Consider the following 12,702-nt stretch of genomic DNA (forward strand, 5'->3'; position numbering starts at 1 on the left):
AGAACTTGCTGACGCCCGCGACGCCGGGGCGATCAGACAGAAGGAGGAGGTCCGCGTGAGCGCTGCGGCAGACCAGACGGCGAAGCTGACGATCGGCGACACCACCGCCGAATTCCCCCTGGTCCGCGGCACCGCGGGCCACGACAGCATCGACTTCTCGACGCTGACCCGTCAGACCGGCCTCACGGGGCTCGACTACGGCTTCGTCAACACGGCCTCCACCAAGTCGGACATCACGTTCATCGACGGTGACAAGGGCATCCTGCGGTACCGCGGCTATCCGATCGAGCAGCTCGCCGGCAGCACCAGCTACCTCGAGGTCGCCTGGCTGCTCATCTACGGAGAGCTGCCGTCCGCCACGGAGCTGGCCGAGTTCGACGAGAAGATCCGTCGCCACACACTGCTGCACGAAGATCTCAAGCGCTTCTTCTCCGCGCTGCCGCACACCGCGCACCCCATGTCGGTGCTGTCGTCCGCCGTCGCCGCTCTGTCGACGTACTACGAGGGCCAGACCGACCCGCACAACCCCGAGCACGTCGAGCTGAACACCATCCGCATGCTCGCCAAGCTCCCGGTGATCGCCGCCTACGCGCACAAGAAGAGCGTCGGCCAGGCGTTCCTCTACCCGGACAACTCGCTCGGCTTCGTGGAGAACTTCCTGAAGCTGAACTTCGGCGTGAACTCCGAGCCGTACGAGATCAACCCGACCATGGTGAAGGCCCTCGAACTGCTGCTCATCCTGCACGAGGACCACGAGCAGAACGCCTCGACCTCCACCGTCCGTCTCGTCGGCTCGACCGGTGCCAACCAGTTCGCCTCCGTCTCGGCCGGCATCCAGGCCCTGTCCGGACCCCTGCACGGCGGTGCGAACGAGGCCGTCCTCACCATGCTCGGGCAGATCCGCGACTCGGGTCAGAGTGTCTCCCGGTTCGTCGAGCGGGTGAAGAACAAGGAAGAGGGCGTGAAGCTGATGGGCTTCGGGCACCGGGTCTACAAGAACTACGACCCGCGCGCCAAGCTCGTCAAGGAGGCCGCAGACGAGGTGCTGAGCTCGCTCGGCGTCACGGATCCGCTCCTGGACCTCGCGAAGGAGCTCGAGGAGATCGCCCTCGCCGACGACTACTTCCGTGAGCGGCGCCTGTATCCGAACGTCGACTTCTACACCGGCGTGATCTACAAGGCGATGGGATTCCCCACGCGCATGTTCACCGTCCTCTTCGCGATCGGCCGTCTTCCCGGCTGGCTCGCCCAGTGGCGCGAGCTGCAGCTCGACCCGCAGACCAAGATCGGCCGCCCGCAGCAGCTCTACACCGGGTCGCCGGAGCGCGCGTTCCCGACGCGCTGAGCGCTGCGCCGCAGACGCTGAAGGCCCCCTCGCACCGGAGTGCGAGGGGGCCTTCGCTGTTGTCAGGCACGAGCCGGGATCAGCGTCCCTGGGCTCCACGCGTGCCCTGACGGCCCTGGCCGCCCTGACGCTGCGAGCCCGACGCGCCGCCCTGGCCCGCGGCGCGGGGACGACGACGGCGGCGGGACGGCGGGGTGGTCGCGGTGCTTCTCTCGCCACCCGCCGGCCGCTGCTTCGCGGAGCGCTGCTGCTGCTGCGGCTGCGGGGGCGCGGGCCGCACGTGCGGTGCCCGCTCCGGGACGAGCTCGGTGACGGCATCGGTGGTGAGGTTCTCCAGCGGTGCCGTGATCGCGGCCTTGCGCAGGAGATCCTTCACGTCGCGGCGCTGCTCGGGCAGGACGACGGTGACGACGGTGCCGGCCGCGCCGGCCCGAGCCGTGCGTCCGGAACGGTGCAGGTACGCCTTGTGCTCGACGGGCGGGTCGACATGGACGACGAGGTCGACGTTGTCGACGTGCACACCGCGGGCCGCGACGTCGGTCGCGACGAGGACGCGGACGCCGCCGTCCTCAGGAGCGGCGGAGAAGGCGCCGAGGTTGCGCTCGCGCGCGTTCTGGGAGAGGTTGCCGTGCAGGTCGACGGCCGGGATGCCGGCGGCGGTGAGCTGCTTGGCGAGCTTCTTCGCCTGGTGCTTGGTGCGCGTGAAGAGGATGCGGCGGCCCGTGCCGGAGGCGAGGTCGCGCACCAGCACGGTCTTGTTCTCCGGGGAGTCGACGACGAGCACCCGGTGGGTCATCTCGCCGACGGGCACGCTCGCCTCGTCGACCTCGTGGCTGACGGCGTTCGTCAGGAAGCGACGGGCGAGGGTGTCGATGCCGCGATCCAGCGTCGCGCTGAACAGCAGGCGCTGACCGTCGGCGGGGGTCGCCGAGAGGATGCGGGTGACGCCGGGGAGGAAGCCGAGGTCGGCCATGTGGTCGGCCTCGTCGAGCACGGTGACCTCGATCGCGCTGAGACGCACGATCTGCTGCTTCATGAGGTCTTCCAGACGGCCGGGGCAGGCGACGACGATGTCGACGCCGCCCTGCAGCGCCTGCTCCTGCGGACGCTGGCTGACGCCGCCGAACACGGTGGTGACGCGCAGCCCGACGGCCTCGGCCAGGGGGGCGACGGTCGCGGCGATCTGGGTGGCCAGCTCGCGGGTGGGGGCGAGCACGAGGCCGCGCGGCAGGCCGGAGCGGCGCTTGTGGCCGGAGGCAGCCAGGCGGGCGACGAGCGGGAGCGCGAAGGCGATGGTCTTGCCGCTGCCCGTGCGTCCGCGGCCGAGGAGGTCACGGCCGGCGAGCGAATCGGGCAGGGTGTCGCGCTGGATGGCGAACGCCTCGGTCTTTCCGGAGGCGGCGAGAACGGTGGCGAGCTCGGCGGGAACGCCGAGATCGAGGAAGGAAGACATGCAGAGAACTCCGTCAGCGCACGAGAACGGCGCGGGATAGTGGGGTGAGGTGGGCGAAGACGCAGCGAGTGCGCGTCCGTTCGCCGTGCGAATGGCCAGTTCGGGCTGGAGAGGGGAGCGCGGGCGCTCGCTTCGGTCCTCGGAGACCCCTAGACGACGACGATGCTGACCGGCCGGCGGCGCGGGCAACGGACCCAGCCTACCAGCGCGGACCGGCCGAAGGCTGCAGGTGAGCTGTCAGGCGTGGAGGGCTTCGTTGAGCGTGACGCCGACGCCGCTCCGCCGGACCGCCTCGACAGCCCCGGAGAGCGAATTGCGGCGGAAGAGGAGCCCGTCCTGGCCGGAGAGCTCCGCGCCCTTGACGGTCTTCCGCCCGCCGTCCGCCGTCACAGGGCCGTCGGCGAGCACGATCTTCGTGCCGGCGGTGACGTAGAGCCCCGCCTCCACGACGCAGTCGTCGCCGAGGGAGATGCCGATGCCGGCGTTCGCGCCGAGCAGCGTGCGGGCGCCGATTGACACGCGGTGCGACCCGCCGCCGGAGAGCGTGCCCATGATCGAGGCACCGCCGCCGATGTCGCTGCCGTCGCCGACAACGACGCCCTGCGAGATGCGACCCTCCACCATCGAGGCGCCGAGGGTGCCGGCGTTGAAGTTCACGAAGCCCTCGTGCATGACGGTGGTGCCCGGGGAGAGGTGGGCGCCCAGCCGCACGCGCGAGGCGTCGGCGATGCGCACCCCGGCGGGCTGCACGTAGTCGGTGAGGCGGGGGAACTTGTCCAGGCCCTGGATCTGGATCCCGGCGCGCTGGAGCTGCGGGCGCAGGCGCGCCGCGTCGTCGGGGCGCATCGGGCCGGCATTCGTCCAGGCGACGTTCGGCAGATGACCGAAGATGCCGTCGAGAGTGAGGTCGTTCGGGCGCACGACAAGGTGCGACAGGGCGTGCAGGCGCAGATACGCGTCCGCGGTGGAGGCCGGGGTCGCGTCCAGATCGATCGTGAGCTCGACGACCGCGAGGGTGACGTCGCGGCGCTCGTCCCGTCCGGCGTACGCGTCGAGCGCGGTGCGGGCGGTGGCGATCTCGGCCGGGGACGGCGCGGACGAGCGGACCTCCGGGTACCACGCGTCGAGGACCGTGCCGTCGTTCGCGGTGGTCGTCAGGCCGAGTCCCCAGACAGATCGTGCGTCGCTCATGCCTCCACGGTAGCGCGCCGGCGACGGTGACCACGCCCGCATGACGGGCATCAGTAGGCTGGGGGCATGGTGCTCGATCTGACCGCGTCCTCCGCCGACATCACCCGCGCGATCTGCGATGTCCCGAGCGTCTCCGGCGATGAGAAGACCCTGGCCGACCTGATCGAGGAGGCCGTGTCCGGTCTGCCGCACCTGGACGTCATCCGCCACGGCAACACGGTGGTCGCCCGCACGGATCTCGGCCGAGCGCAGCGCGTGGCGATCGCCGGGCACATCGACACCGTGCCCCTCAACGACAACCTGCCCACGCGCGACGTCGAGATCGACGGCGTGCCGCATCTGTGGGGAAGGGGCACCGTCGACATGAAAGCCGGGGTCGCGGTGCAGCTCAAGCTCGCCGCCGAGCTCACCGACCCCGCGATCGACGTGACCTGGATGTGGTACGACAACGAGGAGGTCGCGGCCTCCCTGAACGGCCTCGGGCTTCTCGCCGCGGCACGGCCCGACCTGTTCCAGGCCGACTTCGCCATCCTCGGGGAGCCGTCGAACGGACAGGTCGAGGGTGGGTGCAACGGCACGCTGCGGGCGATCGTGCGGACCACGGGCGTCCGCGCCCACAGTGCCAGGGCCTGGATCGGCGAGAACGCGATCCATCGCGCGGCCCCCATCCTCACTCGGCTGTCCGAGTACCGGGCGCGCGAGGTGATGGTCGAGGGCCTGCTCTACCGGGAGGGGCTCAGCGCGGTCCGCATCGCAGGAGGGGTCGCGGGCAACGTCATCCCGGACGCCTGCGAGGTCGAGGTCAACTACCGCTTCGCGCCGAACAAGTCCGCGGCCGACGCCGAGGCCCACGTCCGGGCGGTCCTCGCCGGATTCGACGTCGAGATCACGGATGCCGCCGAGGGCGCGCGCCCCGGTCTGGACGCCGACATCGCGCGTCGCTTCGTCGCGGCCGTCGGCGCGGAGCCGCAGCCGAAGTACGGGTGGACCGACGTGGCCCGCTTCTCGGCCCTCGGCATCCCGGCCGTGAACTACGGGCCCGGTGACCCGCATCTCGCCCATCACGACGAGGAGCGCGTGCCGCTCGCCCAGATCGACGCCGTCGAGCGGGGTCTGCGCGCATGGCTCACGTCGCACTGACGCTCACGCGTCGCTGGGCGCGGATGCCGCTCGCCCTGCGCATCGGCATCGTCTACGTCCTCGCACGGGTCGTGACGACCGGATTCCTCATCGCCGCGGCCTCCCTGTCCACGGTGTTCTCCCGCTTCGGCGACGACGCCGGACTCGTCGACTTCGTCCTCGGATGGGATGCGCAGTGGTACTGGCAGGTGGCCGTGCACGGCTATCCCTCGGACCTCCCGCTGACCGACGACGGGCAGGTGGCCGAGAATGCCTGGGCGTTCATGCCGGTGTTCGCGTACGCCGCGAAGGCGTTGGGCTTCGTGCTGGGTTCCTGGGCGGCCGGCGCCCTCGTGCTCTCGCTCGGAGCCGGCTACCTGGCCTGTCTCGCCCTGCATCGGCTGCTCCGCGACCGCGTCGGGAACGCGGCCGCGTTGTGGGCCGTCGTCTTCTTCGCATCCGGTCCGCTCGCCGCCCTGTTCCAGGTCGGTTACGCCGAGACGCTCTTCCTGCTGCTGCTGTTCCTCGCCCTGGACGCGACGATCCGGCGGAACTACGCCTGGCTGTACGTGCTGATCCCCGTTCTGGGGTTCACCCGTCCCGGCGTGCTCGCCTTCGCGCTGTACCTCGGCCTGCACGGGATCCTTCGCTGGAGGCACCGCCGCACCGATCCGCTGGGCGCCAGGGAAGTGGTGCACATCGTGACCCTCGGCGCGCTGGCGACGGCCACCGGATTCGCCTGGCAGCTGATCGCGGGCGTCGTGACCGGCGACCCCGGCGCCTACCTCGCCACGGAGCTCGCGTGGCGTCGGCACTGGATCGTCGGCGGCGTCGAGGGCTTCGTGCCCTTCGAGGGATGGGTGCAGGCGTCGCACTTCTGGTTCGAGCTCTGGGGTCTGCCATCGGGATGGGGGCCGGTCGCCCTCGTCGTGCTCGTGGTCGCCGCGGCCGCTGCGCTGCTGATGTCCCCGCAGGTGCGCGCGCTCGGCCCCGATCTGCGTCTCTGGAGCGCGAGCTATCTGCTCTACCTGCTCGCGGTGTTCTTCCCGCAGTCGAGCACGTTCCGGCTGCTGCTGCCGCTCAGCCCGGCGTGGGGAGCGGTCGCGGTACCGCGCTCCCGTGCCTGGCGGCTCGGCGTACTCGCGCTGTGCTTGCTGGGTCAGTGGGTCTGGATCTATCACGTGTATGCCCTCGGCAGTACGTTCTGGCAGGTGCCCTGACGACGCGGCGACGCGGATTGTGTCCGGTGACGTCCACGGCGCGGCCGCACCCGATAAACTCGTCCCATACCACCGGAGGAAAGGGAGCCACGATGGCAGCGATGAAGCCGAGGACCGGAGACGGACCCATGGAGGCCGTGAAAGAGGGACGACTCATCATCGTGCGTGTTCCGCTCGAAGGAGGAGGCCGCCTGGTCGTCTCCGTGAACGACGCCGAGGCCAAGGAGCTTCACGACGTGCTCGGTGCCGTCGTGGCCCCGGCCTGATCGAATCTGGTCCGCTGCGGCGGAACCGAGAGGGCGATGGATCCGCGGATCCCTCGCCCTCTTCGCGTGAGCGGCGTCCGATCAGGCGCGGTCGTCGAGGCGGATCAGCTGCAGCAGACCCTCGCCCGCGGGGGAGACGGTCGCCAGCACCGCAGACGACTCCTGGGTCTCCTGCACGAGCGACCGGTAGGCGGATGTGATGTCGTCGCGCTGGACGGGGTCGGCCACGCGGCCCCCGGCGAGGATGCGGGGCACGAGCACCAGGCCGCCCGTGCGGGCGAGGCGGAGGCCGTGCGAGACGTACTCGATGACGTTCTCGGGGTCGGCGTCCACGAAGACGATGTCGTACGACGCCTCGTTCATCCGGGGGAGCACGTCGATCGCGCGACCGGCGATGAACCGGGCACGAGTGGCGGGCACCTTCGCGTCCGCGAACGCCTGGCGGGCGGCGGCGAGGTGCTCGGGCTCGTTGTCGATCGAGGTCAGCACCGCGGTCGGCGCGCCGCGCAGCAGCCAGAGTCCGGAGACGCCGGCGCCGGTGCCGATCTCGACGATGGAGCGGGCGGTGCCTGCGGCGGCGAGCACGGCGATCTGCGAGCCGACGACCGCGCTGATCGGGGAAGCCCCCAGCTCCACGGCGTGGGCGCGAGCGCGGGCGATGGTCTCCGGCTCGACGATGGACTCCCGAAGGAAGCGCGCGTTGGCGTCGTGCTCGCTCATGACCTGCCTCTCCTGCGTGCATGGCTGATGTGTCCAGGGTATTCGCTCACCGCGCGCAGAGCCTGCAGGCGCGGCGGTAGCCTGGTCACATGACGTTCGGCCTCACCTTCGAGAAGCTGCTGCTCATCGGCCTGATCGCCGTGCTGATCATCGGCCCCGAGCGTCTGCCGCGTGCCGCGGAGGGCTTCGCGCGCATCGTGCGCAAGGCCGGTGAATACCTCCGCGACACGAAGTCCCGCGTGCGCGAGGAGATGGGTCCGGAGCTCGACGACGTGGACTGGCGCAAGCTCGACCCGCGGCAGTACGACCCTCGGCGCATCATCCGCGACGCTCTCCTAGAGGAGCCGGAGCCCGCGACCCCCGCGCAGGCGACGGCGACGATCGCGGAGCCGGTGGCCCCGCGCACGGCGCCGCCGACCTTCAGCGCGGAGAACCGTCCGCCGTTCGACACCGAGGCGACCTGAGCCGCCCGGGTCACGAGATCCGCGTCCGCAGCGTCGCCAACTCCTCGTCGCTGAAGAGGGAACGCGGAATGGCGGTGGCGACGGAGGCGTCGCGGACTTTGAAGATCACCGCGTCCCGGCCGACGCGCAGGCTCTGGAACGTGCGGTAGGGGATCTCGGAACGGCGGCGATCGCTGCCCAGCTGCAGACGATCCTCGTCGAGCGCGACCCACACCACGCTCTCCACCGGCATCGCGGCGCGCACGGCCCGACGGGCGCTCGAGGTGGTGAGGATCACCGCATACGCTCCCAGAGCGATGGTCACCGCGGGCATCCAGGCGACGAGCGCGCTCACCTCCTCTCCGGCGGCGAGACGGTCGTTGAGGGTGAGGACGGAGAGCACGAGGCCCGCCGCCAGCGCGACCCACATCACGATCGCGACAGGCCTGGTCAGCGCGTAGACGGCCGCGTCTCTGGCCATCCTCCGCAGAAGCCCTTCATCCACGGTCACGGAGCGATGCGGCATCCGTCCATCCTCCCACGCGCCCTCACCCGATCGACATGGGCAGCGTTCGGCCGGCCAGGCCTCGCCCTCGACGCGCGAGCGCCTCCGCCAGCGCGCGGATCGCCCCCGCGGCGGCATCGTCCGGCGCAGAGGTGACGACCGGAACGCCCTCGTCCCCGCCCTGGCGGAGGGCCGGGCTGAGCGGGATGGAGGCCAGCAGCGGCACCGCAGCGTCGGGCACGGACAGGGCCTCCGCGACAGATGCGCCGCCGCCGGCCCCGAAGAGATCGACGACGGTGCCGTCGGGGAGCGTGTATGCGGCCATGTTCTCGACCACGCCGATCACGCGCTGTCCGGTCTGGCGTGCCACGAGCCCGCTGCGGATGGCCACGTCGGAGGCCGCCGCCTGGGGTGTGGTGACCACGAGCACCTCGGCGTGGGGGAGGAGCTGCCCGATCGAGATGGCGATGTCCCCGGTGCCAGGGGGCATGTCGATGAGCAGGACGTCGAGGTCGCCGAAGAAGACGTCGGTGAGGAACTGCGAGACCGTGCGGTGCAGCATCGGTCCGCGCCAGGCCACCACGGACTCCCCGTCGCGCAGGAACATCCCGATCGAGATGGTCTTCACCCCGTGGGCCACCGGCGGCAGCATGAGGTCGTCGATGCGCGTCGGCTGCGTGCCGGAGGGGATCCCGAGCAGTCCGGGGATCGAGAAGCCGTGCACGTCCGCATCCACCAGGCCGACGGCGAGGCCCTGGTCGGCGAGGGCGACCGCGAGGTTCGCGGTGACCGTCGACTTGCCGACGCCGCCCTTCCCGCTGGAGACGAGGATCACGCGGGTGAGCGAGTCGGGCCCGAACGGCATGTGCCGCGCCGGGCGGCCGGCGCGGAGCCGTTCGGTGAGGGCCTTGCGCTCGGCAGGCGTCATCACGCCCACCTCGACCGCGACGTCCGTGATGCCGGGGACCGCGGCGGCGGCGCCGCGCACGTCGCGCTCGATGCGGTCGGCGGCGGGGCATCCGACGATCGTCAGCACGATGCCCACACGCGCGACCCCGTCCTCGACCGAGATGTCGCGCACCATGTCGAGGTCGCCGATCGGTCGCCGCAGCTCCGGGTCGGTCACCGCCGCCACTGCGGCTCTGACGTTCTCGGCCGCGGTCATGAGGCGGTGCCGCCCGCGGACTTCTCCTCGGTGTCGCCCAGCTCAGCCAGCAGGGCACGGAGCTCCTGCCGCAGCACGTCGCGGGTGACCACCTGCGCGTTGCGCTCCTCCAGCGACATCCGCAGCGCGACGATCTCGCGGGCCAGGTACTCGGTGTCCGCGAGGTTCCGCTCGGCGCGCTGCCGGTCCTGCTCGATCTGCACGCGGTCGCGGTCGTCCTGGCGGTTCTGCGCGAGGAGGATGAGCGGCGCGGCGTACGACGCCTGCAGCGACAGCATGAGGGTGAGCGCGGTGAAGCCGAGCGCGGCGTCGTCGAAGCGGACCTCGCGCGGCATCAGCGTGTTCCAGCCGATCCAGAGGATGCAGAAGAGACTGAGGATGACGAGGAACGCGGGAGTTCCCATCGCGCGGGCGACCCACTCCGTGAAGCGGCCGAAGCGGTCGCGCGAGGTGGAAAGGGGGCGGGTGCTCGTCCGTCCTGGCGCGTCGAGGCGGGCGGCCCGCTCCTTGCGCGCCATCAGTGCGCCTCCGTCACGGGCGGCGCCACGTCGTCGCTGTCGTGGGTGCGCCAGTCGTCCGGCAGCAGGTAGTCGAGGACGTCGTCGATGCTGATCGCGCCGACGAGGCGGTGCGCGGCGTCGATGACCGGCAGCGAGACGAGGTCGTAGCTGGCGAGCATGCGGGCGACCTCGGCCGCGGAGGCGGTGACCGGCACCGGCTCGAGGCTGTCGTCGAGGATGGCGCCGAGACGCTCGTGCGGCGGGTAGCGCAGCATCCGCTGGAAGTGCACGAGCCCGAGCAGGCGGCCGGTGGGGGTCTCGAACGGCGGGAGCGTGACGAACACGGCCGCGGCGAGGGCCGGATGCAGCTCGTGACGGCGGATGAGCGCCAGCGCCTCGGCGACCGTGGCGTCGGCGGAGAGGATGATCGGCTCCGGGGTCATCAGACCGCCCGCCGTGTCCGGGCCGTAGCGCAGGAGCATCCGCACGTCCTCCGCCCTCTCCGGCTCCATCCGCTGGAGCAGCTCCTCCAGCTGGGTGGGTGGGAGCTGGGCCAGGAGGTCGGCGGCGTCGTCCGGCTCCATCTGGTCGAGGATGTCGGCCGCGCGCTCCTCGCCGAGGCGGTCGAGGATGTGCACCTGCTCGTCCTCGGGCATCTCCTCGAGGGCGTCGGCGAGGCGGTCGTCGGAGAGCTCCTCCGCCACCTCGATCATCCGCTGCTGCGGGAGGTCGAGGAGCGTGTTGGCGAGGTCGGCGGCGTGCAGCTCGGAGTAGGAGGCGACGAGCTGCTCGGCGGACTGGGACTCGCCCGGCGCCTGTTCCTCGGTCACCTCGCTCCAGGCGGCGAACGTCGTCGGGCCCTTGGCGAACGGCGACGCGCCGGTCTTCGGGCGACGCAGGAAGAGCTGGCTGATCGCCCACTCGCCGAGGCGGTTGGGTTCGATCGCCACGTCCTCGATCACGGCCGTGCCGCTGCCGTCGGTGAGGCTCACCCGTCGGCCCAGCATCTCGGCGAGGACGCGCACTTCGCCGGCGCGCGGGGAGAAGCGGCGCACGTTGATGAGGCCGGTGGTGATGACCTGCCCGGACCGGATGGACGTCACCCGGCCGATCGAGAGGAACACGTGCCGGCGGCCGGGGATCTCCACGACCAGCCCGATGACACGCGGGGCCGCGGTACTTCGATAGACGACGACGACATCCCGGACCTTGCCGAGGCGGTCGCCGACGGGATCGAAGACGGCGCACCCTGCCAGGCGCGCGGCGAAAACCCGTTGTGTGCTCACTCGACCAGCGTAGCCCGCGGCGTGCCGGGGCGGCGGCTGCGGCGGTCGCTCGGCCGGCCGCGGGGCACGACGTGGAAGAATAGCCGGATGAGCATGCTGAATCGCCCCGCGAGCGGCACGGACACCGGTGAGATCGTCGCCTCCATGCGCGACTACGAGAGCGCGCAGAAGGCGGTGTCGAAGCTGATCGCCGGAGAGGTCCCCGCGCGCGACATCGCGATCGTCGGGCAGAGCGTGCGGACGGTCGAGCGGGTGACCGGACGACTCGGCTACGCCGCCGCCGCGCGCTCGGGAGCGATCAACGGGGTGCTCATCGGACTCTTCCTGTCGGCGATCCTCGTCCTGGGTAACCCCGAGGTGCCGATCCAGCTGTTCGTCGGCTTCGTCCTCATCGGCGTCGCGGTGGGCATGCTGCTCAGCCTCATCACCTACGCCATCGTGCGCCGCCGCCGGGACTTCGCGAGCGTGACGCAGTTCGCCGCGGATCACTACGAGGTGACCGTGCAGCCCGGCTCGCTGGCGAAGGCGCGGCAGGTCCTCGGCGCGCAGCGGGTCGCCCCCGTGCGTCCTCCGGTGAACCTGGACGAGCCGCCGAAGTACGGCGAGCGGATCCCGCAGGGCGCTCCGGCTCCCGCTCCTGAGCCTGCTCCCGAGCCCGCTCCCGCTCCCGCTCCCGACCCGGCACCGGCTCCCGCTCCCGAGCCTGCCCCCGCTCCGGAGCCGGCACCGGCTCCCGAGCCGGGTCTTCCGCCGCGGCCGGCCGACCCGGAGACGGGCACCCCCGGGTCCGTGCGGTGACCACGGGGACCACCGCCCTGCGCATCGAGGTCGCTCTGCCCGCCGGGGCGACCACGGTGTCCGCCGAGTGGACGCCGGGTACCCGTGATGACGTCGTCCTGATCGCGCACGGGGCGGGGGCCGCGAAGGACCACCCGTTCCTCGTCGGGTTCGACCGCGCACTCGCGGCGCTCGGGTACTCGACTCTGCGCTTCAACTTCCCGTACATCGAGCAGGGGCGTCGCATGCCCGGTCCTGCCGCCCACGCGGTCGCGACCTGGGAGGCCGCGGTCGCCGAGTCCCGCGCGCGGGCGCCACGATCCGCCGTGTGGGCCACCGGGAAGTCCTACGGCGGCCGCATGGCGTCCATGGCCGTCGCCGAGGGCCTTGCCGTGGACGGCCTCGTCTACCTCGGCTATCCGCTGCATCCGCCGGGCCGCCCGGATAAGCCCCGCATCGCCCACCTGCCATCGATCACCGTCCCGCAGCTCTTCGTGGAGGGCACCGCGGACCCGTTCATCCAGCCGATCGCCCAGCTCGACGAGGCCGTCGCCGGCTGTCAGGACGCGCGGGTGCACTGGGTCGAGGGCGGCGGGCACTCCTTCGAGGTGAAGGGGCGGAGGCGTCCGCCGGCGGAGGTCGCTGCGGACCTCGCACCGGTGGTCGACGCCTTCGTCACCGGGCAGCGGGACTGAGCGGGGCGGCCGCCCCG

General features: G+C 71.6%; 14 protein-coding genes. 7 read left to right on the forward strand and 7 right to left on the reverse strand.

Features of this window, described 5'->3' with window-relative positions; translation table 11 throughout:
• Window positions 1–55 precede the first annotated feature (55 nt).
• Complete coding sequence (locus RI211_RS05895) at window positions 56–1,345, forward strand: citrate synthase (RefSeq protein ID WP_259953090.1); 1,290 nt, start codon at window positions 56–58, stop codon at window positions 1,343–1,345.
• Between the two features lie 79 nt (window positions 1,346–1,424).
• On the opposite strand, the gene RI211_RS05900 is transcribed toward RI211_RS05895, so the two are convergent.
• Together RI211_RS05900 and dapD are read right to left on the reverse strand one after the other, a co-directional pair.
• Window positions 1,425–2,798 (reverse strand): DEAD/DEAH box helicase, encoded by a 1,374-nt coding sequence (locus tag RI211_RS05900; protein WP_315638452.1) that lies wholly within the window; start codon window positions 2,796–2,798, stop codon window positions 1,425–1,427.
• 237 nt (window positions 2,799–3,035) lie between these two features.
• Window positions 3,036–3,989, reverse strand: a complete 954-nt coding sequence (gene dapD, locus RI211_RS05905) for a 2,3,4,5-tetrahydropyridine-2,6-dicarboxylate N-succinyltransferase (protein WP_315638451.1) — start codon at window positions 3,987–3,989, stop codon at window positions 3,036–3,038.
• Between the two features lie 66 nt (window positions 3,990–4,055).
• Between dapD and dapE the strand changes: the two genes are divergently transcribed.
• The 3 genes from dapE to RI211_RS05920 all read left to right on the forward strand — a co-directional run bounded on the left by dapE (window position 4,056) and on the right by RI211_RS05920 (window position 6,594).
• The gene (dapE, locus tag RI211_RS05910) at window positions 4,056–5,129 is read left to right on the forward strand and encodes a succinyl-diaminopimelate desuccinylase (RefSeq protein WP_315638450.1); all 1,074 of its coding nucleotides are present in this window, start codon (window positions 4,056–4,058) and stop codon (window positions 5,127–5,129) included.
• On the forward strand, window positions 5,111–6,328 hold the full coding sequence (locus tag RI211_RS05915; RefSeq protein WP_315638449.1) for a hypothetical protein: 1,218 nt from the start codon (window positions 5,111–5,113) through the stop codon (window positions 6,326–6,328). Before dapE ends, RI211_RS05915 begins: the two co-directional genes overlap by 19 nt.
• 92 nt (window positions 6,329–6,420) lie before the next feature.
• On the forward strand, window positions 6,421–6,594 hold the full coding sequence (locus RI211_RS05920; protein ID WP_071328210.1) for a DUF3117 domain-containing protein: 174 nt from the start codon (window positions 6,421–6,423) through the stop codon (window positions 6,592–6,594).
• A gap of 81 nt (window positions 6,595–6,675) precedes the next feature.
• Here RI211_RS05920 and RI211_RS05925 read toward each other — a convergent pair whose 3' ends face one another.
• Window positions 6,676–7,314 carry an O-methyltransferase gene (locus tag RI211_RS05925; RefSeq protein WP_315638448.1) on the reverse strand — a complete coding sequence of 213 codons (639 nt, stop codon included), beginning with the start codon at window positions 7,312–7,314 and terminating at the stop codon, window positions 6,676–6,678.
• An 89-nt stretch (window positions 7,315–7,403) separates the two neighbouring features.
• Here RI211_RS05925 and RI211_RS05930 point away from each other — a divergent pair, with 89 nt between their 5' ends.
• Window positions 7,404–7,778 carry a twin-arginine translocase TatA/TatE family subunit gene (locus RI211_RS05930; protein ID WP_268777749.1) on the forward strand — a complete coding sequence of 125 codons (375 nt, stop codon included), beginning with the start codon at window positions 7,404–7,406 and terminating at the stop codon, window positions 7,776–7,778.
• 10 nt (window positions 7,779–7,788) lie between these two features.
• Here RI211_RS05930 and RI211_RS05935 read toward each other — a convergent pair whose 3' ends face one another.
• Genes RI211_RS05935 through RI211_RS05950 form a run of 4 tightly spaced genes read right to left on the reverse strand, consistent with a single transcriptional unit; the run spans window position 7,789 to window position 11,213 of the window.
• Window positions 7,789–8,283, reverse strand: coding sequence for a YcxB family protein (locus RI211_RS05935; RefSeq protein WP_187663658.1), 495 nt, complete (start codon window positions 8,281–8,283; stop codon window positions 7,789–7,791).
• 22 nt (window positions 8,284–8,305) lie between these two features.
• On the reverse strand, window positions 8,306–9,427 hold the full coding sequence (locus RI211_RS05940) for an Mrp/NBP35 family ATP-binding protein (protein WP_315638447.1): 1,122 nt from the start codon (window positions 9,425–9,427) through the stop codon (window positions 8,306–8,308).
• A complete protein-coding gene (locus tag RI211_RS05945; protein WP_315638446.1) occupies window positions 9,424–9,945 on the reverse strand; it encodes a DUF1003 domain-containing protein in 522 nt (173 codons plus the stop codon). Before RI211_RS05945 ends, RI211_RS05940 begins: the two co-directional genes overlap by 4 nt.
• Entirely contained in the window at window positions 9,945–11,213 is a 1,269-nt protein-coding gene (locus RI211_RS05950; protein ID WP_259953103.1) for a magnesium transporter MgtE N-terminal domain-containing protein, read from the reverse strand. Before RI211_RS05950 ends, RI211_RS05945 begins: the two co-directional genes overlap by 1 nt.
• Window positions 11,214–11,300: 87 nt before the next feature.
• Between RI211_RS05950 and RI211_RS05955 the strand changes: the two genes are divergently transcribed.
• Window positions 11,301–12,011 carry a YflT domain-containing protein gene (locus RI211_RS05955; RefSeq protein ID WP_315638445.1) on the forward strand — a complete coding sequence of 237 codons (711 nt, stop codon included), beginning with the start codon at window positions 11,301–11,303 and terminating at the stop codon, window positions 12,009–12,011.
• Complete coding sequence (locus RI211_RS05960) at window positions 12,008–12,685, forward strand: alpha/beta hydrolase family protein (RefSeq protein ID WP_315638444.1); 678 nt, start codon at window positions 12,008–12,010, stop codon at window positions 12,683–12,685. Before RI211_RS05955 ends, RI211_RS05960 begins: the two co-directional genes overlap by 4 nt.
• Window positions 12,686–12,702 lie beyond the last annotated feature (17 nt).

Origin of the sequence: Microbacterium meiriae (genome assembly GCF_032364335.1) — a bacterium.
Lineage (GTDB): Bacteria > Actinomycetota > Actinomycetes > Actinomycetales > Microbacteriaceae > Microbacterium > Microbacterium meiriae.